At 64.0% G+C, this 20,092-nt stretch carries 23 protein-coding genes; 15 read left to right on the top strand and 8 right to left on the bottom strand.

The window, feature by feature from the left end:
• Window positions 1-6 precede the first annotated feature (6 nt).
• The 3 genes from NKJ93_RS22500 to NKJ93_RS22490 all read left to right on the top strand — a co-directional run bounded on the left by NKJ93_RS22500 (window position 7) and on the right by NKJ93_RS22490 (window position 1,594).
• Entirely contained in the window at window positions 7-1,032 is a 1,026-nt protein-coding gene (locus NKJ93_RS22500) for an alpha/beta fold hydrolase (protein ID WP_352591195.1), read from the top strand.
• An 86-nt stretch (window positions 1,033-1,118) separates the two neighbouring features.
• Entirely contained in the window at window positions 1,119-1,409 is a 291-nt protein-coding gene (locus NKJ93_RS22495) for a DUF768 domain-containing protein (RefSeq protein ID WP_023722345.1), read from the top strand.
• Between the two features lie 41 nt (window positions 1,410-1,450).
• The gene (locus NKJ93_RS22490; RefSeq protein WP_352495638.1) at window positions 1,451-1,594 is read left to right on the top strand and encodes a glycine zipper domain-containing protein; all 144 of its coding nucleotides are present in this window, start codon (window positions 1,451-1,453) and stop codon (window positions 1,592-1,594) included.
• A gap of 72 nt (window positions 1,595-1,666) precedes the next feature.
• Here NKJ93_RS22490 and NKJ93_RS22485 read toward each other — a convergent pair whose 3' ends face one another.
• Complete coding sequence (locus NKJ93_RS22485; protein WP_352591180.1) at window positions 1,667-2,830, bottom strand: M20 aminoacylase family protein; 1,164 nt, start codon at window positions 2,828-2,830, stop codon at window positions 1,667-1,669.
• A 270-nt stretch (window positions 2,831-3,100) separates the two neighbouring features.
• Between NKJ93_RS22485 and NKJ93_RS22480 the strand changes: the two genes are divergently transcribed.
• Both NKJ93_RS22480 and NKJ93_RS22475 read left to right on the top strand, forming a co-directional pair.
• Window positions 3,101-4,279 (top strand): D-alanyl-D-alanine carboxypeptidase family protein, encoded by a 1,179-nt coding sequence (locus tag NKJ93_RS22480; protein ID WP_352483561.1) that lies wholly within the window; start codon window positions 3,101-3,103, stop codon window positions 4,277-4,279.
• Between the two features lie 4 nt (window positions 4,280-4,283).
• Window positions 4,284-5,402, top strand: coding sequence for a CobW family GTP-binding protein (locus NKJ93_RS22475; RefSeq protein WP_352483483.1), 1,119 nt, complete (start codon window positions 4,284-4,286; stop codon window positions 5,400-5,402).
• Window positions 5,403-5,612: 210 nt separating this feature from the next.
• Here the strand turns inward: NKJ93_RS22475 and NKJ93_RS22470 are convergent, their stop codons facing one another.
• From NKJ93_RS22470 to NKJ93_RS22450, 5 genes are all read right to left on the bottom strand, one after another.
• Entirely contained in the window at window positions 5,613-5,900 is a 288-nt protein-coding gene (locus NKJ93_RS22470; RefSeq protein WP_352483484.1) for a sulfurtransferase TusA family protein, read from the bottom strand.
• Between the two features lie 5 nt (window positions 5,901-5,905).
• A complete protein-coding gene (locus tag NKJ93_RS22465) occupies window positions 5,906-7,231 on the bottom strand; it encodes a L,D-transpeptidase family protein (RefSeq protein ID WP_352483562.1) in 1,326 nt (441 codons plus the stop codon).
• A 244-nt stretch (window positions 7,232-7,475) separates the two neighbouring features.
• Window positions 7,476-8,426 carry an acetyl-CoA carboxylase carboxyltransferase subunit alpha gene (locus NKJ93_RS22460; RefSeq protein ID WP_023721141.1) on the bottom strand — a complete coding sequence of 317 codons (951 nt, stop codon included), beginning with the start codon at window positions 8,424-8,426 and terminating at the stop codon, window positions 7,476-7,478.
• Between the two features lie 99 nt (window positions 8,427-8,525).
• Window positions 8,526-9,443 (bottom strand): site-specific tyrosine recombinase XerD, encoded by a 918-nt coding sequence (locus NKJ93_RS22455; RefSeq protein WP_352495633.1) that lies wholly within the window; start codon window positions 9,441-9,443, stop codon window positions 8,526-8,528.
• The gene (locus NKJ93_RS22450; RefSeq protein WP_023721139.1) at window positions 9,440-9,589 is read right to left on the bottom strand and encodes a hypothetical protein; all 150 of its coding nucleotides are present in this window, start codon (window positions 9,587-9,589) and stop codon (window positions 9,440-9,442) included. Before NKJ93_RS22450 ends, NKJ93_RS22455 begins: the two co-directional genes overlap by 4 nt.
• Before the next feature lie 162 nt (window positions 9,590-9,751).
• Between NKJ93_RS22450 and NKJ93_RS22445 the strand changes: the two genes are divergently transcribed.
• The 4 genes from NKJ93_RS22445 to NKJ93_RS22430 are packed head-to-tail and all read left to right on the top strand — an operon-like array spanning window position 9,752 to window position 13,305.
• On the top strand, window positions 9,752-10,354 hold the full coding sequence (locus NKJ93_RS22445; protein WP_352483486.1) for a shikimate kinase: 603 nt from the start codon (window positions 9,752-9,754) through the stop codon (window positions 10,352-10,354).
• Window positions 10,351-11,472, top strand: a complete 1,122-nt coding sequence (aroB, locus tag NKJ93_RS22440; RefSeq protein WP_352483487.1) for a 3-dehydroquinate synthase — start codon at window positions 10,351-10,353, stop codon at window positions 11,470-11,472. The genes NKJ93_RS22445 and aroB overlap by 4 nt, the downstream gene beginning before the upstream one ends.
• Window positions 11,469-12,365, top strand: a complete 897-nt coding sequence (locus NKJ93_RS22435) for an HlyC/CorC family transporter (protein WP_023721135.1) — start codon at window positions 11,469-11,471, stop codon at window positions 12,363-12,365. The genes aroB and NKJ93_RS22435 overlap by 4 nt, the downstream gene beginning before the upstream one ends.
• Before the next feature lie 40 nt (window positions 12,366-12,405).
• On the top strand, window positions 12,406-13,305 hold the full coding sequence (locus NKJ93_RS22430; protein WP_352591177.1) for an alpha/beta hydrolase: 900 nt from the start codon (window positions 12,406-12,408) through the stop codon (window positions 13,303-13,305).
• On the opposite strand, the gene NKJ93_RS22425 is transcribed toward NKJ93_RS22430, so the two are convergent.
• On the bottom strand, window positions 13,217-13,519 hold the full coding sequence (locus tag NKJ93_RS22425) for a BolA family protein (protein ID WP_023721132.1): 303 nt from the start codon (window positions 13,517-13,519) through the stop codon (window positions 13,217-13,219). The two genes, NKJ93_RS22430 and NKJ93_RS22425, sit on opposite strands and share 89 nt — an antisense overlap.
• Before the next feature lie 133 nt (window positions 13,520-13,652).
• Here NKJ93_RS22425 and NKJ93_RS22420 point away from each other — a divergent pair, with 133 nt between their 5' ends.
• The 6 genes from NKJ93_RS22420 (at window position 13,653) to NKJ93_RS22395 (ending at window position 19,362) form a co-directional block, all read left to right on the top strand.
• Window positions 13,653-14,282 carry a J domain-containing protein gene (locus tag NKJ93_RS22420; protein WP_036238769.1) on the top strand — a complete coding sequence of 210 codons (630 nt, stop codon included), beginning with the start codon at window positions 13,653-13,655 and terminating at the stop codon, window positions 14,280-14,282.
• A gap of 123 nt (window positions 14,283-14,405) precedes the next feature.
• Window positions 14,406-15,392 (top strand): cobaltochelatase subunit CobS, encoded by a 987-nt coding sequence (gene cobS / locus NKJ93_RS22415; protein ID WP_023721131.1) that lies wholly within the window; start codon window positions 14,406-14,408, stop codon window positions 15,390-15,392.
• Between the two features lie 11 nt (window positions 15,393-15,403).
• The gene (gene cobT, locus NKJ93_RS22410; protein WP_023721130.1) at window positions 15,404-17,302 is read left to right on the top strand and encodes a cobaltochelatase subunit CobT; all 1,899 of its coding nucleotides are present in this window, start codon (window positions 15,404-15,406) and stop codon (window positions 17,300-17,302) included.
• Complete coding sequence (locus tag NKJ93_RS22405) at window positions 17,299-18,324, top strand: esterase-like activity of phytase family protein (protein ID WP_352591175.1); 1,026 nt, start codon at window positions 17,299-17,301, stop codon at window positions 18,322-18,324. The genes cobT and NKJ93_RS22405 overlap by 4 nt, the downstream gene beginning before the upstream one ends.
• A 190-nt stretch (window positions 18,325-18,514) precedes the next feature.
• Entirely contained in the window at window positions 18,515-18,883 is a 369-nt protein-coding gene (locus tag NKJ93_RS22400) for an ArsR/SmtB family transcription factor (RefSeq protein ID WP_352483563.1), read from the top strand.
• Window positions 18,880-19,362: an SRPBCC family protein gene (locus tag NKJ93_RS22395; RefSeq protein ID WP_352483490.1), complete on the top strand. Its 483-nt coding sequence runs from the start codon at window positions 18,880-18,882 to the stop codon at window positions 19,360-19,362. Before NKJ93_RS22400 ends, NKJ93_RS22395 begins: the two co-directional genes overlap by 4 nt.
• 55 nt (window positions 19,363-19,417) lie before the next feature.
• On the opposite strand, the gene NKJ93_RS22390 is transcribed toward NKJ93_RS22395, so the two are convergent.
• Window positions 19,418-20,089 carry a spermidine synthase gene (locus tag NKJ93_RS22390; RefSeq protein ID WP_352591172.1) on the bottom strand — a complete coding sequence of 224 codons (672 nt, stop codon included), beginning with the start codon at window positions 20,087-20,089 and terminating at the stop codon, window positions 19,418-19,420.
• Window positions 20,090-20,092 lie beyond the last annotated feature (3 nt).

Below are 20,092 nucleotides of genomic sequence, written 5' to 3'. Positions count from 1 at the left end.
CCGGCCATGCCGCCGGTCCGATACGTTCGCTCCAACGGCATCGATATGGCTGTTTATGAAGCCGGCAAGGGACCGGCGGTTGTTTTGCTGCACGGCTTTCCCGAACTCGCCTTTTCCTGGCGTCACCAGATCGCGCCGCTCGCGGCCGCCGGCTACCACGTCATTGTTCCCGACCAGCGCGGATATGGTCTGACCGACCGGCCGTCCAAGGTCGAGGATTATGACATGGTCCACCTGACCGGCGATCTCGTCGGTCTCCTCGATGCTCTCGGCGTCGAAAAGGCCGTGTTCGCGGGCCATGACTGGGGCGGCCTGGTCGCATGGCAGATGCCGCTTTTGCATCAGAGCCGGGTCACTGGCGTCATCGGTGTCAACACGCCATTCATTCCCCATGAAATGCTGTGGCTGCATCCGAGCCTCACCAAGGGGCTGACCGCCCCGGACAAGCCGTTCGTTGCCAACCCGGCAAAAGACCCGATCGCGCAGATGCGCGAAGTCTACAATCCCGACATGTATGTGCTGATGTTCGAAGATGGTGATCTCGCGGACCGTTTGATGGCGCACGACGTGGCGCGGGTGTTCAGGAGCAATATGCGCAAGGGTATTATCACCGCCGCGCAATACGCCAAGCTGCCGCCGCAGGCCCGACACATGACATTCCTACAGGCGCTCTCGCAGCCGGAGCCGAAGACGCTGCCCGGCGAGCTGATCCCGACGCCAGACGAGCTTGCTTTCTATGCCGAGAGCTTCGGGCGCACCGGTTTCACGCCGGGCATCAACTGGTACCGCAACTTGTCCCGCAATTGGAGAGCCGGCTTGAATGTCGACCAGACGATAAAAGTGCCTTCGCTCATGATCGGCGCTGAGGACGACGTCGTGTTATCTCCAGCGATGATGGATGGAATGGACGCCCACATCGCCGATCTCGAAAAACATGTGGTCGCCGGCTGTGGACATTGGTCACAGCAGGAGAAGCCGGGCGAAGTCACCACGCTAATGGTCGATTGGTTGAAGCGGCGGGTTCCTGCGTAGCCGACATGGCGAGCGGTGCAAAGACGGTTAAGATAGCGGAACTTTCGGGATGCCGGCGCGCTTTAGTGTCCCGAAGGAGACACCTCATGAGCGCCACAAAAGAGTTCTTTGAAACCTGGCTGCAGGAGAATGTCGGCAATCTGCCGGCCGAGAGCGAGGTGAGCGTCGCCGTCCTGGCGCAGCAATTCGAGCAGGATGCCGATGCTGCCGGCTACGGCCACGAGGTTCGCGAAGACGAGCTCGGCAACATCCAGGAGGCGATCGAGGCAGCCCTGAAGAAGGCAAGGACAGGCGAAGAGCCGCAGGCTGCCGACGACAATGAGCTGGCGCCGGTTATGGAGGCGCTGGAGGTCGAGGATCCGAAGAGCGGACCGTAGCGGTTGCGGCTCTTCCCTTCCACGCTACATGACCGGGCATAATGGATGCCAAACACCTCACGCTCGGCGTCGTGATCGGCGTGGCCATCGGCGTCGTGTTGGACAACATTGTTGCGGGCAGTGGTATAGGTATTGCTCTGGGCATTGCCTTCGGCCTTGCCCGGAAGTCGTCCGGCCGGAAGTGACCAGCAGAACATGTCCTGCCCGATTTTGCCGCCCAGAGGTGCGGCGGTCGCCCCACCGCCGATGCCGAACGGCTACGCCGCCAGCGCCGTCTCCGCCAGCTTCACCCAATAGCTCATGCCGTGCGGGATGACCTCGTCGTTGAAGTCGTAGGCCGGGTTGTGCAGGCCGGCGGTATCGCCATTGCCGATGAAGATGAAGGCGCCCGGCCGCGCTTCCAGCATGTAGGAGAAATCCTCGCCGCCCATCACCGGCTGGATGGCGCGGTGCACATGGCTGTCGCCGGCGACGTCGGCCGCGATGTCGCTGGCAAAGACCGTCTCTTCCGGATGGTTGAAGGTGACGGGGTAGTTGGCATTGTAATCAACCTCGATTGTCGCGCCGAAGGCAGCGCCCACGCCTTGGCAAAGCGCGCGGATGCGCTCTTCAGCCTTCTTGGCGACCTCCTTCTTCAGCGTGCGTACGGTGCCGGCGATCTCGGCGCTCTCGGGAATGATGTTATAGGCGTCGCCGGCATGGAATTTCGTCACCGAGACGACCACCGCCTCGACCGGATCGGTGCTGCGCGAGGCGATCGTCTGCAATGCGCCGACAAGCTGGCTGGTGATGACGATCGGATCGATGGTGCCGTGCGGCATCGCCGCGTGGCCGCCCCGGCCCTTGACGGTGATGGTGAACTCGGCGGTCGCCGCCATGATCGGGCCCGGCCTGATGGCGAACTGGCCGACCGGCAGGCCCGGCATGTTGTGCATGCCGAACACCTTGGAGATGCCGAAGCGCTCCATCATGCCGTCCTTGACCATCTCGTTGCCGCCGCCGCCGCCCTCTTCGGCCGGCTGGAAGATGACCGCGACGGAGCCGGCGAAATTGCGCGTTTCAGCGAGGTATTTGGCGGCACCCAACAGCATCGCGGTGTGGCCGTCATGGCCACAGGCGTGCATCTTGCCGGGGATGGTCGAGGCATAGGATTTGCCGCTGATCTCGTTGAGCGGCAGGGCGTCCATGTCGGCGCGCAGGCCGATCGTCGAGCCTTCGCCGTGGCGGCCGCCGATGATGCCGACGACGCCGGTCTTGCCCAAACCCGTCACGATGTCGTCGCAGCCGAAAGCCTTCAGCTTCTCGGTGACGAAGGCGGCGGTCTTGAAGACGTCGAAATTCAGCTCCGGCGTCTGATGCAAATGGCGGCGCCAGCCGGCCACCTCATCCTGCATTTCGGCGGCTCGGTTCAGGATCGGCATGATGGTTCCATTTCGCTGTTGGAGCAGGCGGTCTTGACCTGCTGCTGTGCAATTGTGCCTGCTGCCCTGCAACCATGCACGCTGCTTTGCATTGTGCTGCTGCTTCCACATTGTGATCGGCAGCACTTTGCCATGTTGACGTCACATAGAGTAAATAGCACCGCGACTGTGGTCCGGGAACAGAGAGCCGGACCATTATCCTGGCGATCGTGTAACGAAATCTTACGGAGCCAGGGGCGACTGCGGCAAGAGGCTATTTCGGTTTTCATGATGCGCTATAGGCATTTCCTCAAACTGTTGGTGGCGGGCGCGGTGGTGCTTGCGGCGCTGGCCGGGCCTGCCTTGGCCAATCCGACCATCCTGTTCGACCTGAACAGCGGCAAGATCCTGCAGCATCAGGAGGCGTTCAGGCGCTGGTACCCGGCATCGCTGACCAAGCTGATGACCGCCTATGTGGCGTTTCGTGCGATTGCCGCGGGCGAGGTCCAGCTCGATTCGCCGATCAAGGTGACGAAACATTCCGCCGGCGAGCCGCCGAGCAAGATGGGCTTCAAGCCGGGTTCGGTGATGCGGCTGGACAATGCGCTGAAGATGATGCTGGTCAAATCGGCCAACGATATCGCCATGGCGGTCGGCGAGAATATCGGCGGTTCGCAAGCGGCCTTTGCCGAACGCATGAATGCGGAGGCGCGGAGGCTCGGCATGAGCGGGTCCCATTTCGTCAATCCGAACGGGCTCTATTCGCCGGACCAGTATACGACAGCGCGCGATCTCGCTTTGCTGGTGATGGCGATCCGCAAGGAATTTCCGCAATATGCCCCCTGGTTCTCGATCGAAGGCCTTGCCGTCGGCAAGAAGGCGATCTCCAACTACAACCTCCTGATCGGCCGCTATCCGGGTGCCGACGGCATGAAGACCGGTTTCGTCTGCTCGTCCGGTTTCAACATGATCGGCTCGGCTACCCGCAACGGCCGCACCCTGGTCGCCGTGGTGCTCGGCGAGCAATCGGCCGTCACCCGCGCCGAGGCGGCGGCAAAACTGCTCGACCAGGGCTTTGCAACCCCGGCCCCGAGTTGGCTGACGGTCGCAGCGCTGCCTGCCTATGGCGACACCATGTCGGCCAACGACATGAACGACGAGATCTGCAAGAAGAAGCCGGTCGAGGAGCAGTCGGAAGCCGCACCCGCCGTCGGCGACAAGGGCAAGGACGTGCCGAAATCGCCCTATCAGGAAAAGCTCGACCATGTGCCGACGCTGATCGCCGTCGGCCTCGGCGGCGCCACGGGGCCGAAGCCGAAGGCGATGCTCGATGCCTCCGGGCAGGAATATCCCGACGTGCCGCTGCCGACATGGCGGCCGGACCGGGCGCCGCCGGCCGGCGCTGAGCCGGCCGTGGCCGGGTCCACCACCGCCGCGCAGGTCCAACGGCCGGCCAAGGCGCTGAACTAGCCGTATGGCCGGCTTCCCGATCCCCGTTTCGGTGCTCACCGGCTTTCTCGGCGCCGGCAAGACGACGCTGCTCAACCGGCTGCTCCGGGATCCCGCGCTCGCCGACACCGCCGTCATCATCAACGAGTTCGGCGAAGTGGCGATCGACCATCTTCTGGTCGAGCAGGCGTCCGACGGCATCATCCAGCTTTCCGATGGCTGCCTCTGTTGCACGGTGCGCGGCGAGCTGGTCGACACGCTGGCCGATCTCGTCGACCGGCTGCAGACCGGCCGCATCGACCGGCTTGCCCGCGTCGTCGTCGAGACCACCGGGCTCGCCGATCCCGCCCCTGTGCTGCAGTCGATCATGGCACACCCGGCCCTGGTCCAGGCCTTCCGGCTCGACGGCGTCATCACCCTGGTTGACGCCATCAACGGCAATGCGACGCTCGATGCCCATGTCGAGGCGGTGAAGCAGGTGGCCGTCGCCGATCGCATCGTGCTCAGCAAGGCCGACCTGGCTACGGATGCCGGCGACGCGGAGGCGTTGCGGGCGCGGCTCAGGCAGATCAACCCGGGCGCCGTGGTGCTCGACGCGAGCCAGGCAAGCGCGGCGACCCTGTTCGATTGCGGCCTCTACAATCCGGCCACCAAATCCGTCGATGTGCAGCGTTGGCTCGGCGAAGAAGCCGGCCACGACCATGATGTTGGCAGCCATGACCACAGCGGTCATGGTCATGCCGACCACGGTCACCATGACCATGGCCACAGGCACGATTCCCGCATCCGCGCGTATTCGCTGGTTCATGACGGGCCGGTGCCGTTTTCGGCAATCGAGATGTTCCTCGATCTGCTGCGCTCGGCGCATGGCGAGCGCCTGTTGCGGATGAAGGGCGTCATCGAGCTTGCAGAAGACCCGTCGCGGCCGCTGGTTATCCATGGCGTGCAGAAGATCCTGCATCCGCCGGTGCAACTGCCGGCTTGGCCGGACAGCCAGCGCGGCACCAGGCTGGTGCTGATCACGCTCGACATGCCGGAAGACTATATCCGCCGGCTGTTCGCCGCCTTCACCAACCGGCCGTCGATCGACACGCCGGACCGCGCGGCACTGGAAAGCAACCCGCTGGCTATTGCCGGGCGGTAGAGGCTTTCATCAGTTTTAAGTCGAACGCCGCGCTGCCCCTCATCTGCCTGCCGGCATCTTCTCAAGAAGGACGCTCTCGTCGACGATTTCGCCAATCTCCAGCGCCGCAGAAAGAGCGCCAAAGTTGCGGCCAGCCCCTTCTCCCCGTCACTATACGGGGAGAAGATGCCGGCAGGCAGATGAGGGGCAGCGCACCGTCAGCAGAACGAGCTAAGTCCAGGCTCGGCCGCCGCCGCGCTCGACCAGGAAGCGGTGGCCGCCCGATATTGCCGCCGTTTCGATCAGCCGATGGCCGCTCTCGGCGCAGAAGGCGGGGATGTCGATGACGGCGAGGGGGTCGGTGGTTTCGAGCCAGAGGCGGCTACCCGGCGGCATTGCGGCCAAGCGCTTTTTGGCCTTGAGCGCGGGCAACGGGCAGTTCAGACCTTTGAGGTCGTAGACGGCGGCGGGGCTGGTTGAGGGCCTGTCTCCTTGGCCCCCATCTTCTTGTTCAAGCATGAAGCTCAGCCGCCAAACATGCCGAGCAGCTTTTTCTTCAACCTTGTCGCCGTGCTTTCGGCGTCCGCAGCCTGCGTTTCGACTGCCGGGGCGGCCTCCGATGGCGCTACAGTGGCGGTGGCGACAGGCATCTCGGCGGCGGTCTTGGCAGCTTCCTTTTCAGCCAGTGCCTGCGCCTTGGCCGCTTCCTTCTCGGCCAGCGCCTGCGCCTTGGCTGCCTCTTTGGCGGCCTTGGCCGCTTCAATGGCGGCTAGCCTTTGTTCCTCGGCCTTCTGCTTGGCGGCCTTTTCGGCGTCGAGTGCCGCCATCTTGCGGCCGGCCGGCGAATCGACGCGGCCCATGCGCGCCGTCTCGGTCACCGTGCCGTCTGGGTTGAGCGACGGCGGCTCGATCGGCACGCGTTCGCCGCGGGCACGCCGTTTCGACCAGTCGGAAACGATGCTGGCTTCCTTGATCCCGGCGATGGTCGGCTTGGGTGCCGGCACGCTGGCCTTGACGGCGCCGTTGAAGGCCGCCTCATAGGTGCTTTGATAGGCGTTGATGGCGCTCTTCAGTGAATCGGGCTGGGTGGTCGCAGGGCAAGCGCCGGTCGGATTAAAGGTCGAGCCGTCGGCCGCAACCTGGTTGAAGACGTAGCGCTTCTCGCAGACGTCGACTTTCGGCGGCACCTTGGTGACTTCGAAATTGTCGTAGCCGACCTTCAGCATCTTCCAGAATTCGTAGTTCGGGTCGTTGCGGTAGCGCGCCATGTTGGCTGCAGTCATGCGGAACGGAAAAGCCTGGATCTGGAACTCGGTCTGGCCGCCCTGGAAGGCGTCACGACCGAAAGCGTAGATCTGCTCGATCTGCGCGTCGGTCATCGAATAGCAGCCCGACGACGAGCAGGCGCCATGGACCATCAGGTTGGAACCAGTGCGGCCATTGGCGCGGTCATAGGCGTTCGGGTAGCCGATGTTGAAGGACAGGTGATAATTCGACCGCGGGTTCATCTGCGCCGGGCGGACCGTGTAAAAGCCTTCCGGCGCTTGGCGGTCGCCTTCGGTGAACTTCGGCCCGAGCTTGCCCGACCATTTGCAGATGTCGTAGCTGGCGACCAGGTCGTAGCGGCCGTTGGTCTTGGCCTTCCAGATTTCGAGCTTGCCTTCTTCCTTGAAGATGCGGGCCATCACCGAAGAGGTGCGGACCATGCCCTTGGCCCTCATCTCGGCCAGGATCTTGTCCGGCAGCGGCTTGTTGGCCTGCGGTGCAAAATCCTTCATCGAAGCATCATTGCAGCCGGCGACGCCGATCGCAGCGATCAGAACTCCGGTGCGGGCAAGCTTGGCAAACATGGATATGGCTATCGTCTTCATCTCTGCGCCGCGGATGCCGCGGCTGCTAAACTGACCACTGACGGACCTTAAGCCCGTTAACCTTGAAAATTCCTTACCGCAAGCGACCTTGCGCCAAGCAGCCCTCTTGCCCCAAACGAAATTGGCGCGTCCCCTACGGCAAGCTCACTGTGACGAACGCAGCGGCATTTTTGTGGCGAAATTGCTCCACGCCGTCACATTTCAGGCCGCGCACCTGCGTTGGCTACAGATTGCGGCCCATCGCCAGGTATTTCTCGCGGCGATGCTCGCGGAAGTCGGTGTTGGCGCCGGAAAATTCCTTCATCGTCCTGGCGATGAGGTCGCCGGTGGCGGCAATCACCGTTTCGGGGGCGCGATGGGCACCGCCGAGCGGTTCGGCGACGATGGCGTCGATGATCTTCAGCTCCAGCAGATCCTGCGCCGTGATCTTCATGTTGGTCGCAGCATCCCTGGACCGGGTGGTGTCGCGCCACAGGATCGAGGCGGCGCCCTCCGGCGAGATCACCGAATAGATGGCGTGTTCGAGCATGTAGACGCGGTTGGCGGTGGCGATCGCTATGGCGCCGCCGGAGCCGCCTTCGCCGATCACCACCGAGATCGACGGCACCTTCAGGCCAAGGCAGGCTGAGGTCGAGCGGGCGATGGCTTCCGCCTGGCCGCGCTCTTCGGCGTTGACGCCGGGATAGGCGCCGGCAGTGTCGACCAGCGTCAGCAGCGGGATTTGGAAGCGGTCGGCGAGTTCCATCAGCCGTACCGCCTTGCGGTAGCCCTCCGGCCGCACCGAGCCGAAATTATGCTTCAGCCGGCTTGCCGTGTCGGAACCTTTTTCCTGGCCGATGATCGCCACCGGCTCGCCACGGAAGCGGGCGAAGCCGCCGACGATCGCCTGGTCCTCGCCGAAATTGCGGTCGCCGGCGAGCGGCGTGAAATCGGTAAGCAGGCCCTTGATGTAGTCGATGCAATGCGGCCTGTCCGGATGGCGCGCCACCTGCACCTTCTGCCATGGCGTTAGCGCCTTATAGGCGTCGCGCAGCGCATCGCGTGAGCGCTTCTCGAGACGGGCGATCTCATCGCCGACGTCGACCGCCTCACCGTTCTCGGCAAGCTTCTTCAGCTCGAGGATCTTGCCTTCGAGATCCTGCACAGGCTTTTCGAAATCGAGGTAATTGTACATTCTTGGGCGAACCGGCAGGTCGGAAGGCAATGACTGACGCAAGCCCGAAAATGCAGGCTGGGCGCGGTGGAACGTCGTTCTCACATAGCGACATGACGCCTAGTCGGCAAGCGGATGATGATCGTTGACCAGACGCACCAGCCGCTCCTCCAGTACATGGGTGTAGATCTGCGTCGTTGAAATATCGGCATGGCCGAGCAGCTGCTGCACGGCCCTGAGATCGGCGCCGTTCTGCAGCAGATGGCTGGCGAAAGCATGGCGCAGCACATGCGGCGATATCTTCGCCGCGGCAATGCCGGCTCGCGCGGCAAGCCCTTTCAGCTCGCGGGCAAAGACCTGTCTCGAGAGATAGCCGTTTTCGGAGGCGGCCGGAAACAGGAACGGGCTGTCGGCAAGAGCCGGCACCGCCGCCCGTGCGGCAAGCCAGGTCCGCATCGCCGTGCGCGCCTTGGCCGACAGCGGCACCATGCGTTCCTTGTTGCCCTTGCCGCGCACCATGAAGAAGCGGTCGTCGCGCTGCGCCACCGTCACCGGCAGGCTGACCAACTCCGAAACCCGCAGGCCGGTGGCGTAGAGGACCTCGACCAGTGCGTGCAGGCGCAGCGCCGCCAGGCTGTCGTCGTCGTTGAGCGAGGGGTCGATCGCCTCCTGCGTGGCGCGGTCGAGCAGCCGGCCGGTATCGGCCTCGCTCATCGTCTTCGGCAGCGGCCGGCCTTTCTTCGGGCTGTCCAGCGTGCCGGTCGGATCGTCGCCGCGCAGGCCTTCGGCGTAGAGGAACTTGAAGAACTGACGGATTGCCGACAATTTGCGCGCCTGCGAGGTGGCGGCAAAGCCGCGCGCGGCGATGTCGTCGAGATAGGCACGGATGTCGGTGCTGGTGGCAGCGGCGAGCCCGCCGCCGATCCCGGCGGAAGCGTCCTCGAGGTCGCGGCGATAGGAGGAAAGCGTGTTTTCGGCAGCGCCGCGCTCGGCGCTCATCATCTCGAGAAAGGCTTCGATGCGGGCGGCGCTGTTCATTTTTTGGGATTGAGCTTTTCCGGAGGGATACGCACGCTCATTTCCGCCTTTCTCGGCTCGACGAACATGACCAGGGCGAACATCGCGCCGTAGACAATGCCGGCCAGAATCACGAGCGTCACGACAAAGCGAAACAGTGTCGGCATTAATTTTCGCCCGTCGTCTTGTTCTGCATTTCCAACCCTGTGCCCTTATGAGACGCCAATCCCACCAATTCAAGGGTGAAGCCGATAACAGGTCCCGGGCGCGCCGCGCTTGACGCAAACAGGCTTTTGATGTCGATACGCCGGCAAAGAGGCCCTAGAAACATGAACGCGTTACCAGCAAACCCTCCGGGCGAGAGCCATGCCGCGCTGCTCGGCCGGCTGGGCGACCGTTCCATCGTCTTTGTCGGGCTGATGGGCGCCGGCAAGACGGCGATCGGCCGCAAGGTGGCGGCGATGCTGGCGCTACCCTTTATCGACAGCGACCAGGAGATCGAAAGTGTTTCGCGCATGAGCGTCCCGGACCTGTTCGAGCGCTATGGCGAGGCGGAGTTCCGGGCACTGGAGCAGCGCGTCATCCTGCGCGTGCTGGAGCACGGGCCCCAGGTGCTGTCGACCGGCGGCGGCGCCTTCATGAATGCGCAGACGCGCGAGGCGATCGCCAGCCATGGCGTTTCGGTCTGGCTGAAGGCCGAGATCGACCTGTTGATGGAGCGCGTTTCCAAGAAGCAGAACCGGCCGCTGCTGAAAAGCGCCGATCCCCGGGGGGTGCTGGAGCGGCTGATGGCGGAACGCTACCCGGTTTACGCCGCGGCCGATGTCATCGTGCCGACCCGCGACGACCGCAAGGAGATCATTGCCGCCGAAGTGGTGGACGCGCTGCGCGGCCATCTCGGCGTTGCCGACATCGACGAGGTGCGGTCGTGAGCGCTGATGCAACGGTCTCTGTCGAAGTCGGGCTTGGCGAGCGTACCTACGACATTTTGATCGGCCCCGGCCTGCTGTCACGCGCCGGCGCCGAAATTGCGCGCCGTCTGCCGGGCACAAGGGCGGCGGTCGTCACCGACGAAAACGTCGCTAGCGCGCATCTCGCAACGCTTGCGGCCGGCCTGGCAAGCGGTGGCATCCAACATGCAGTCATCACGCTGCCGCCCGGCGAAAAGACCAAGAGCTTTGCGCACCTGGAAGAGGTGGTCGACGGCGTGCTGGCCGCCAAGCTGGAGCGTGGCGATGTCGTCGTCGCGCTCGGCGGCGGCGTCATCGGCGACCTCGCCGGCTTTGCCGCCGGCATCGCGCGGCGCGGCATGAACTTCGTGCAAATCCCGACCTCGCTGCTGGCGCAGGTCGATTCCTCCGTCGGCGGCAAGACCGGCATCAACAGCAAGCGCGGCAAGAACCTGGTCGGGGTGTTTCACCAGCCGAGGCTGGTACTGGCCGACACCGAAGTGCTCGACACGCTGCCGATCCGCGAGTTTCGCGCCGGCTATGCCGAACTGGCCAAATACGGGCTGATCGACCGGCCGGAGTTCTTCGCCTGGCTGGAGGAAAACTGGTCTCGCGTGTTTGCCGGCGGGCCGGAGCGGGCAAAAGCGATTGCCGAGGCCTGTCGCGCCAAGGCCGACGTCGTTGCACGCGACGAATTCGAGACCGGCGACCGTGCGCTGCTCAATCTCGGCCACACCTTCGGTCACGCGCTCGAGGCGGCGACCGGCTATGACGGCACGCGGCTGGTGCATGGCGAGGGCGTTGCCATCGGCATGGCGCTGGCGCACCGTTTTTCTTCAAGGCTCAATTTGGCGAGCCCCGACGATGCGGCGCGCGTCGAGGCGCACCTTCGCGTCGTCGGCCTGCCGTGGTGCATGGCCGACATTCCAGGCGAATTGCCTGACGCCGAAAAGCTGTTCTCCTTCATCACCCAGGACAAAAAGGTGTCGCGCGGCGCGCTGACCTTCATCCTGACGCGCGGCATCGGTCAGGCCTTCATCGCCAGGGATGTGCCGGCCTCGGAAGTGCTGGCGTTCCTCGGGGAGAACCATCCGGGATGAGCCAGGCCGGCTGGATCGCGGCTGCTGCGCTTGCCGGCCTCGGCCTGCTGGGCTTCGTCTTGCGTCGGCACCTGTTCGCCGCCTTCGGCTACGAGTTGCAGCGTATCGAGCCGCAGCGCTCGACGCATGAGGAATTGCGTGGCGCCGTCGACGATTTCCGCCGCGACGGCCAGGTGGTGCGCGAGGATCGTGCCCGCATTGGCGGCCTGTTCGACCTTGAGGAGCTCGAAGTGTCGGACGTGATGGTCCACCGCACCAATATGCGCTCGGTCAACGCCGACGACCCGCCGGAAGCGGTGGTGCGCGAGATCCTGCAGAGCCCGCATACCCGCATGCCGCTGTGGAAGGGCTCGCTCGACAACATCGTCGGCGTGCTGCACGCGAAGGACCTGCTGCGCGCGCTGAACGAGGTCGGCAATGATTTCTCCAGGATCGACGTGATGAAGATCGCGTCGCGGCCGTGGTTCGTGCCCGACACCACGACGCTGCAGGAGCAGCTCAACGCCTTCCTGCGCCGCAAGGCGCATTTCGCCATCGTCGTCGACGAATATGGCGAGGTCGAGGGACTGGTGACGCTGGAGGACATCATCGAGGAGATCGTCGGCGAGATCGCCGACGAGCACGACATCGACATCCAGGGCGTCAAGCAGGAAGCCGACGGCTCCGTCGTCGTCGACGGCACGGTGTCGATCCGCGACCTCAACCGGGCGCTCGACTGGAACCTGCCGGACGAGGAAGCCACCACCATTGCCGGCCTTGTCATCCACGAGGCGCAGTCGATTCCGGACGAAAAGCAGGCCTTTACGTTTCACGGCAAGCGCTTCGTCGTCATGAAACGCGACAAGAATCGGATCGCGCGGCTGAGGATCAAGCCGGCGATGCTTGGCGAATGACAGTGCACGCCTTATGGCAGCCGTGGGCAGTCAGGAGTCTATGACAATCGATCGGCGAACCCTGCTTCTGGTGTCGATGGCGGCGCTGCTGCCGGGTCAGGCTGCAGCGGCATTGCAGCTGCGTCCGCCATCACCCGAAACCTTCGACTATGGGCCGGCCAAGCTCGACATTTATTCCCGCGATGGCGCAAGCGGCCTGCCGGTCGTCTTTTTCGTCCATGGCGGCGCCTGGCAGGTCGGCAACCGCAACAACGTCAACTCCAAGCCGCAATTCCTGCTCGACAATGGCTTCTGCTTCGTCTCGATCGACTACCGGATGCTGCCTGAAGCCGACGTCGCCACCCAGGCCGCCGATGTCGAACTGGCGTATCGCTACGTCCGCGCCAACATCGCCAGCCATGGCGGCGATCCGGACCGGATCGTCGCGATGGGCCATTCGGCCGGCTGCCATCTCGTCGCGCTGACCGGCCTGCGCGGCGGCCTGCCCGGCGTCGCGGCGCTGGTCCTCGACGATACCAGGGCCTACGATCTGGAGGCGTTGGCCAGGAGCGGCGGCATGGCAGGGGTCTATGCCCGCGCCTTTCCCGATCCGGCGCAGTGGCGGGCGCTGTCGCCGGTCACCTATGTCGACGGCCGCAAGCATCCGCCGACGTTCATCGCCTATTCGCGGGCGAAAACCCGCGCGGCGGACGCGCAGGCCTTTGCCGGGCGTCTGGGCGCCACCGGAACCAGGGTCACGCTGTTCGATGGCAGCGCCTATTCGCACATGTCGATCAATCGCGACTTCGGCACCGAAGGCGATGCGTTGACCGCCGCGGTGATGGCTTTCCTGAGGGCGAGCCTCGGCGGAGTTACCAGCGGGTCTTTTCGCCGGGCGCCGCCGGCTCGATCGCCAGGGCATGGACGCCGGATTTCAATTCCTCGGCCAGCAATGCGTTGACGGCGCGGTGGCGTTCGACGCGGCTCATGCCGGCAAAGGCGGGCGCGACGATGCGGACGCGGAAATGCGTCTCGCCGGTGCCGTCGAAGGTGGCGTGATGGCCGGAATCCAGATGATGATGGCCGGCATGGAGATGGCTTTCGTTGATGACGGCCAGCCGTTCCGGCGAAAACGCCTTTTTCAGCTTGTCTTCCATCGTTGCCTGTATGGACATCGCCGCTTCCCTTCACCACATCTATGTCATCGCACAAAATTCGCCGTTCGCCGGTTTTATGCCGCGATTCAGCGGTTAGGGCGATCATCGCGAAAATGTCAATTCTTGTTTCGCATCAGCGAACAGCCCATAAATGGGTGAGATGAAGCCGTACCCAAAATATTTCGAAAAGATTCGCATCCGCCCGGAGAAGGACGCGGAGCTGAAGTCGCGCTCACCGATCTGCCAGTGGGATGGCTGCAAGGAGGCCGGCACCCACCGCGCCCCGGTCGGACGCATGAAGGAAGGCGAGTACTTCCAGTTCTGCTTCGATCATGTGCGCGAGTACAATAAGGGCTTCAATTATTTCTCGGGCGTTCCCGACACCGAGATTGCCCGCTTCCAGAAGGAGGCCATGACCGGCCACCGGCCGACCTGGAAAATGGGCGTCAACGGTGCTTCGACACGCTCCTCGCCCGACTTCGCCCAGGCGCGCTCCGGTCGCGCCGGCTACTACAACCGCATGCGCGATCCGTTCGATCTGTTCAAAGGCCCGAAGGACCCGCGCGAAGCACGCGAGCGCAAGGCCAAGCCGCTTGAGGCCAAGGCACTGGAAACGCTTGGCCTTGATACAAAGGCGACTGGCAAGGATATCAAGGCGCGCTATAAGGAACTTGTGAAACGCCACCATCCGGATGCGAATGGCGGCGACAGAGGTTCGGAAGACCGGTTCCGCGATGTGCTCCAGGCCTATCGCGTGCTCAAGCAGGCAGGTTTGTGCTGAGCGACCTTACGGTTCGTGTCGCTTTCCAACTTTCATAAGGTTGGAAAAGGCTCTAAGACCGCCCCCGAACAAAATCGATTGCCAGCGAAACGCGGCGTTTCGCTTGTGGAGACGTTGATAGAGATGAACAAGGTCGATCGCGATATCGCCAACCTGCCCGACACCACGGTGTCGGTGAAGGAGACATTCGGCTTCGACTCCAAGATGGTGGTGCCGGCCTATTCGGTGACGAGCGAGCATGTGCCCGACATCGACCCGGACTATCTGTTCGACAAGAACACGACCATGGCGATCCTCGCCGGCTTTGCCTACAACCGCCGGGTCATGGTGTCGGGCTATCACGGCACCGGCAAATCGACGCATATCGAGCAGGTCGCCGCCCGCCTCAACTGGCCCTGCGTGCGCGTTAATCTCGACAGCCATGTCAGCCGTATCGACCTCGTCGGCAAGGACGCCATCGTCGTCAAGGACGGGCTGCAGATCACCGAATTCCGCGACGGCATCCTGCCCTGGGCCTATCAGCACAACGTTGCGCTGTGCTTCGACGAATACGATGCCGGGCGTCCGGACGTGATGTTCGTCATCCAGCGCGTGCTGGAATCGTCGGGCCGGCTGACGCTGCTCGACCAGAGCCGGGTCATCCGCCCGCATCCGGCCTTCCGGCTGTTTTCGACCGCCAACACGGTTGGGCTGGGCGACACCACCGGACTCTATCACGGCACCCAGCAGATCAACCAGGCGCAGATGGACCGCTGGTCGATCGTCACCACGCTGAACTATTTGCCGCACGACAATGAGGTGAACATCGTGCTGGCCAAGGCCAAGCACTATCGCGACGGCAAGGGCAAGGAGATCGTCAACAAGATGGTGCGCGTCGCCGACATGACGCGCTCGGCCTTCATCAACGGCGATTTGTCGACGGTGATGAGCCCGCGCACGGTCATCACCTGGGCCGAGAATGCCGAGATCTTCGGCAATATCGGCATGGCGTTCCGGCTGACCTTCCTCAACAAATGCGACGAGCTGGAACGCTCGCTGGTCGCCGAGTTCTACCAGCGCGCCTTCGGCGAAGATCTGCCGGAATCGGCTGCCAATGTGGTGCTGGGCTAAGCAGAGTCTCGATGGCGGGTCCGGGCGACAACACGCGAAACAAATCCAAGACCGGCGCTGAGAACGACAGCTTCAAGCGCGCGGTTACCGTCTGCATGCGCGCCATCGCCGGCGACAAGGACCTCGAAGTCGGCTTCGCCAAGGACCGGCCGGCGCTGGCCGGCAGCCGCGCCCGGCTGCCCGAACTGCCGAAGAAGGCATCGAAAGCCGATATCGCCATCACCCGGGGGCTCGGCGATTCCATGGCGCTGAAGCGCGCCTGCCATGATGCGCGCATCCACACCAGGCTGGCGCCGGAAGGCAAGCAGGCCCGCGCCATCTATGACGCGGTCGAGCAGGCCCGGGTGGAGGCGATCGGTTCTCGCGCCATGCAGGGCGTCGCTGACAATATAGGCTCGATGCTCGAGGACAAATACGCCAGGGCCAACCTCGTCGACGTCAAGGACAAGGCCGACGCGCCGATCGAGGAAGCGCTGGCGCTGATGGTGCGCGAAAAGCTGACCGGCCGCACTGTGCCGAAGAGCGGCGAACGGCTGGTCGATCTCTGGCGCCCCTGGGTCGAGGAAAAGGCCAGCGCCGACCTCGACGGGCTGTCGGCAAAGCTCGACGACCAGCAGGCCTTTGCCCGCGTCGTGCGCGAAATGCTCGCCTCCATGGAAATGGCCGAGGAACTCGGCGACGACCAGGAGACGGAAGACTCGGAGGACAACGACGAAAACCAGCCGCAAGGCGAGGAGCAGAGCGAGGAGGGCGGCGAAGACGATTCCGGCTCCGAGCAGTCGCAGTCCGAAGATACCGAGGCATCGTCCGACGACGAGCAATCGGCCGAGACCGAGGCCTCCGACGCCACTGCCGACGACCTTTCCGACGATGACGACGCCGACGCGGAGACGCCCGGCGAGGCGCGCCGCAACGACAATCCCTTCACCAATCTGCCGAAAGAGATCGACTACAAGGTCTTCACCACGGCCTTCGACGAGACCGTAGGCGCGGAGGAACTGTGCGAGGAGGAGGAGCTCGACCGGCTGCGCGCCTTCCTCGACAAGCAGCTCGCCAACCTGTCCGGCGTCGTCGGGCGGCTGGCCAACCGGTTGCAGCGCCGCCTGATGGCGCAGCAGAACCGCTCCTGGGATTTCGACCTCGAAGAAGGTTATCTCGATCCGGCACGGCTGGTGCGCGTCGTCATCGACCCGATGCAGCCGCTGTCCTTCAAGCAGGAGCGTGATACCAAATTCCGCGACACGGTGGTGTCGCTGGTGCTCGACAATTCGGGTTCGATGCGCGGCCGGCCGATCACGGTCGCGGCGACCTGCGCCGACATCCTGGCGCGCACGCTGGAACGCTGCGGCGTCTCAGTCGAAATCCTCGGCTTCACCACCCGCGCCTGGAAGGGCGGGCAGGCGCGCGAGAAATGGCTGAAGGAAGGCAAGCCGCCGAACCCCGGCCGGCTCAACGATCTGCGCCACATCATCTATAAATCCGCCGACCATCCGTGGCGGCGGGCGCGCCGCAATCTCGGCCTGATGATGCGCGAGGGCCTGCTCAAGGAAAACATCGACGGCGAGGCGCTGCTTTGGGCGCACAACCGGCTGATCGCGCGGCCGGAGCAGCGCAAGATCCTGATGATGATCTCGGACGGCGCGCCGGTCGACGATTCAACGCTGTCGGTCAATCCGGGCAATTATCTCGAGCGGCATCTGCGCGCCATCATCGAGCTCATCGAGACGCGCTCGCCGGTCGAGCTTTTGGCCATCGGCATCGGCCACGACGTCACCCGCTACTATCGCCGCGCCGTCACCATCGTCGATGCCGAAGAACTGGCCGGCGCCATGACCGAGCAACTGGCCTCGCTGTTCGCCGAGGAAACCGTGCGCGACACGCGGCGCGGCGGCATGCGGCGCGCCGGATGATTTTTTCCCGCGGCGGCCTTTGGCAGACGCTTTTGGCCGCCATTGCGTTGTCAGGCATCAGTTTGGCGCCGGCTGTCGCTGCCGGGCCGGCCCCGGTCGAGCCGGCCGAAATCTCGGCACGGCCGATCAGCGAATTCCATATCGGCCGGCCGGACAAACAGTTCGGGCCGCTCGAATTCGTCGGCGGGCTCGAAATGACCTCGCCGACGCGCGATTTCGGCGCGCTGTCGGCGCTTCGGTTCCTCAAGCCGGGCAGCGATTTCATCGGCGTCGCCGATACCGGCTTCTGGTTCTTCGGCACCCTTGTCCACGATGCCGACAAGCGGCCTTCCGGCATTCAGAATTTTCGCATGCAGCAGATGGTCGATGCGGCCGGCCAGGCCATCGACCTGAAATGGGCGGTCGATGCCGAAGGCCTCGCGGTCCAGGACGGCATCGCCACGGTCGGCTTCGAGCGCGATCACCGTATCGCAGAGGTCAAGATCGATCCGGACGACATGAAGGCGCCGTTCAAGCAATTGGACTTCCTGATCCCGGCCTGGGAACTTCGCCGCAATCGCGGCTTTGAGACCGTCGCCCGCGCCCATCCTTACGGACAGCACGCGGGCGGGCTGGTCGTGGTGTCGGAAAAGAGCCTCGACAAGGCCGGTAACATCTTCGCGGCGATCATCGAAGGGCCGCATAAGGGCGTCTTCACCGTCAAGCGCAATGGCGACTTCGACATCACCGACGGCGCCTTCCTGCCGGATGGCGACCTGTTGCTTCTGGAGCGCAGTTTTTCGATGGCCGGCGGCGTCAAGATGCGGCTGCGGCGCATCTATGGCGAAAGCGTCGAGAAGGGCGCCGTCGCCGACGGGCCGGTGCTGCTTGAAGCCGACATGGATTACCAGATCGACAACATGGAAGCGCTCGACGTCTGGACCCGCGACGACGGCGCGCTGATCGTGTCGCTGATGTCCGACGACAACCACTCGATCCTGCAGCGCAACCTCTATCTGGAATTCATCCTGCACGAGGATTGACGCGCGATCGGCCATTGATCGGCTGTTGGCGATGCTGGCATTTCCGCGCCGTTTCGCAGCGCATGCAATTTCCCATGGCGATTTCCCCTCGCAATGACCCGCGTCGCGCTTTCCAACCGGCTCTCACCATCTGCAAAAATACTTTAGTTGTGGCTTGACAATTTGTGTCATCGGCGAAATACTCAAGTCCATGCTTAACTATTCCGAGATCGACAGCATCCTGCGGGCTCTTGCCGAGCCGACGCGGCGGGCAATCCTGGAAAGGCTGGGCCGCGGGCCGGCCACCGTCAGCCAGCTGGCGGAGCCGTTCGGCATGACCTTCGCCGCGGTGCTCCAGCATCTCCAGGCGCTGGAAGCGTGCGGGCTGATCCGCAGCGAAAAAATCGGACGCGTGCGCACCTGCCGGATCGAGCCCGGCGGGCTCGCCCCGCTCGCCGACTGGATCGCCGCGCGCCGCACGCCGGCCGAACGCCACCTCGACCGTCTCGGCCAGATTCTGGCGGAGACTGACCAACCGAACGCAACACTCCACGACCAGGAAAAGGACGAAGAGAAATGAACCAGATTGCGCCCGTGAACGACCACTCCGTCATCCATTCGACCTTCACGATCGAGCGGACCTATCCGCAATCGCCCGAGCGCGTCTTCTTCGCCTTTTCCGACAAGGCGACAGTGCGGCGCTGGCGCGTCGAAGGTGACGGCTTCACCATCGCTGAGTTCACCTTCGATTTCCATGTCGGCGGCGGCGAGGTTTCGCGGTTCAGCTATCAGGGCGGCCCGGAAATCAGGCTCGATGCGCAGTTCCAGGACATCGTCCCTGACCGACGCATCGTATTTTCCTACCGGATGGCGGTCGGGCCGCAGCCGCTGTCGGCGTCGCTCACCACCGTCGAGCTCGCACCCTCCGGCGACGGCACTCGCCTGACCTATACCGAACAGGGTGCGTTTTTCGATGGCATTGATTCAGCGCAAGGACGCGAAGAGGGCACGCGCGGGCTGCTGCAGGCGCTCGCGGCCGAGCTTCAGAAAGCGAAGTAGTAGGTGTCGGCATGCCGGGCGGAGCCCAAACAGCAATCCGCCCGAATTGCTTCCGCTATGCTTTACTCGCGAGCCAGACGATGTGACGAGCGCCGCGCTTGCCGTGAGCCCGCACCTTAACCTCGTCGACCGTGAAGCCCGCCTGCTTGAGCCTTCGGGTGAAACCTGCGTCAGGGCCCTGCGACCAGACCGCCAGCACACCGCCGGGCTTGAGCGCGGCGCGTGCGGCGTTGAGGCCGGTGCCGCTGTAGAGCGCATCGTTGGCCTTGTAGACGATGCCCTCGGGACCGTTGTCGACGTCGAGCAGGATCGCGTCCCAGGCCGATGCTTTCGAACGGATGAGCTGACCGACATCGGTCTCGTGAACACTGACGCGCCGGTCGTCAAGGCAACCGTCGAAAACCTCGGCCATCGGGCCGCGCGCCCACGTCACGACTGCCGGCACCAGTTCGGCAACAGTGACCTGCGCATCGTCGCCGAGCTCGGCCAGCGCCGCGCGCAAGGTAAAGCCCATGCCCAGGCCGCCGATCAGGATGCTTGGGTTCCGGCGGCCGGCAATCCTTTGACGGGACAGTTTGGCCAGCGCCTCTTCGGAACCGCTGAGCCGACTGTTCATCAGCTCGTTGGCGCCAAGCATGATCGAGAATTCGCCGCCGCGCCGTTTCAGGCGAAGCTCCTGTCCGCCGTCAGGCGTTTTTGCCGAGTCCAGCTGAAGCCAGGGGATCATGCT

Origin of the sequence: Mesorhizobium sp. M0028 (assembly GCF_040323855.1) — a bacterium.
Classification (GTDB): domain Bacteria; phylum Pseudomonadota; class Alphaproteobacteria; order Rhizobiales; family Rhizobiaceae; genus Mesorhizobium.
The sequence above is the reverse complement of the archived record's forward strand: the minus strand, read 5'-3'. Positions and strand labels throughout refer to the sequence as shown.

Coding starts and splice junctions, on each gene's coding strand:
- NKJ93_RS22500 (WP_352591195.1), top strand. CDS start 7: ATGCCGCCGGTCCGATACGTTCGCTCCAACGGCATCGATATGGCTGTT.
- NKJ93_RS22495 (WP_023722345.1), top strand. CDS start 1,119: ATGAGCGCCACAAAAGAGTTCTTTGAAACCTGGCTGCAGGAGAATGTC.
- NKJ93_RS22490 (WP_352495638.1), top strand. CDS start 1,451: ATGGATGCCAAACACCTCACGCTCGGCGTCGTGATCGGCGTGGCCATC.
- NKJ93_RS22485 (WP_352591180.1), bottom strand. CDS start 2,830: ATGCCGATCCTGAACCGAGCCGCCGAAATGCAGGATGAGGTGGCCGGC.
- NKJ93_RS22480 (WP_352483561.1), top strand. CDS start 3,101: ATGCGCTATAGGCATTTCCTCAAACTGTTGGTGGCGGGCGCGGTGGTG.
- NKJ93_RS22475 (WP_352483483.1), top strand. CDS start 4,284: ATGGCCGGCTTCCCGATCCCCGTTTCGGTGCTCACCGGCTTTCTCGGC.
- NKJ93_RS22470 (WP_352483484.1), bottom strand. CDS start 5,900: ATGCTTGAACAAGAAGATGGGGGCCAAGGAGACAGGCCCTCAACCAGC.
- NKJ93_RS22465 (WP_352483562.1), bottom strand. CDS start 7,231: ATGTTTGCCAAGCTTGCCCGCACCGGAGTTCTGATCGCTGCGATCGGC.
- NKJ93_RS22460 (WP_023721141.1), bottom strand. CDS start 8,426: ATGTACAATTACCTCGATTTCGAAAAGCCTGTGCAGGATCTCGAAGGC.
- NKJ93_RS22455 (WP_352495633.1), bottom strand. CDS start 9,443: ATGAACAGCGCCGCCCGCATCGAAGCCTTTCTCGAGATGATGAGCGCC.
- NKJ93_RS22450 (WP_023721139.1), bottom strand. CDS start 9,589: ATGCCGACACTGTTTCGCTTTGTCGTGACGCTCGTGATTCTGGCCGGC.
- NKJ93_RS22445 (WP_352483486.1), top strand. CDS start 9,752: ATGAACGCGTTACCAGCAAACCCTCCGGGCGAGAGCCATGCCGCGCTG.
- NKJ93_RS22435 (WP_023721135.1), top strand. CDS start 11,469: ATGAGCCAGGCCGGCTGGATCGCGGCTGCTGCGCTTGCCGGCCTCGGC.
- NKJ93_RS22430 (WP_352591177.1), top strand. CDS start 12,406: ATGACAATCGATCGGCGAACCCTGCTTCTGGTGTCGATGGCGGCGCTG.
- NKJ93_RS22425 (WP_023721132.1), bottom strand. CDS start 13,519: ATGTCCATACAGGCAACGATGGAAGACAAGCTGAAAAAGGCGTTTTCG.
- NKJ93_RS22420 (WP_036238769.1), top strand. CDS start 13,653: ATGGGTGAGATGAAGCCGTACCCAAAATATTTCGAAAAGATTCGCATC.
- cobS (WP_023721131.1), top strand. CDS start 14,406: ATGAACAAGGTCGATCGCGATATCGCCAACCTGCCCGACACCACGGTG.
- cobT (WP_023721130.1), top strand. CDS start 15,404: ATGGCGGGTCCGGGCGACAACACGCGAAACAAATCCAAGACCGGCGCT.
- NKJ93_RS22405 (WP_352591175.1), top strand. CDS start 17,299: ATGATTTTTTCCCGCGGCGGCCTTTGGCAGACGCTTTTGGCCGCCATT.
- NKJ93_RS22400 (WP_352483563.1), top strand. CDS start 18,515: ATGCTTAACTATTCCGAGATCGACAGCATCCTGCGGGCTCTTGCCGAG.
- NKJ93_RS22395 (WP_352483490.1), top strand. CDS start 18,880: ATGAACCAGATTGCGCCCGTGAACGACCACTCCGTCATCCATTCGACC.
- NKJ93_RS22390 (WP_352591172.1), bottom strand. CDS start 20,089: ATGATCCCCTGGCTTCAGCTGGACTCGGCAAAAACGCCTGACGGCGGA.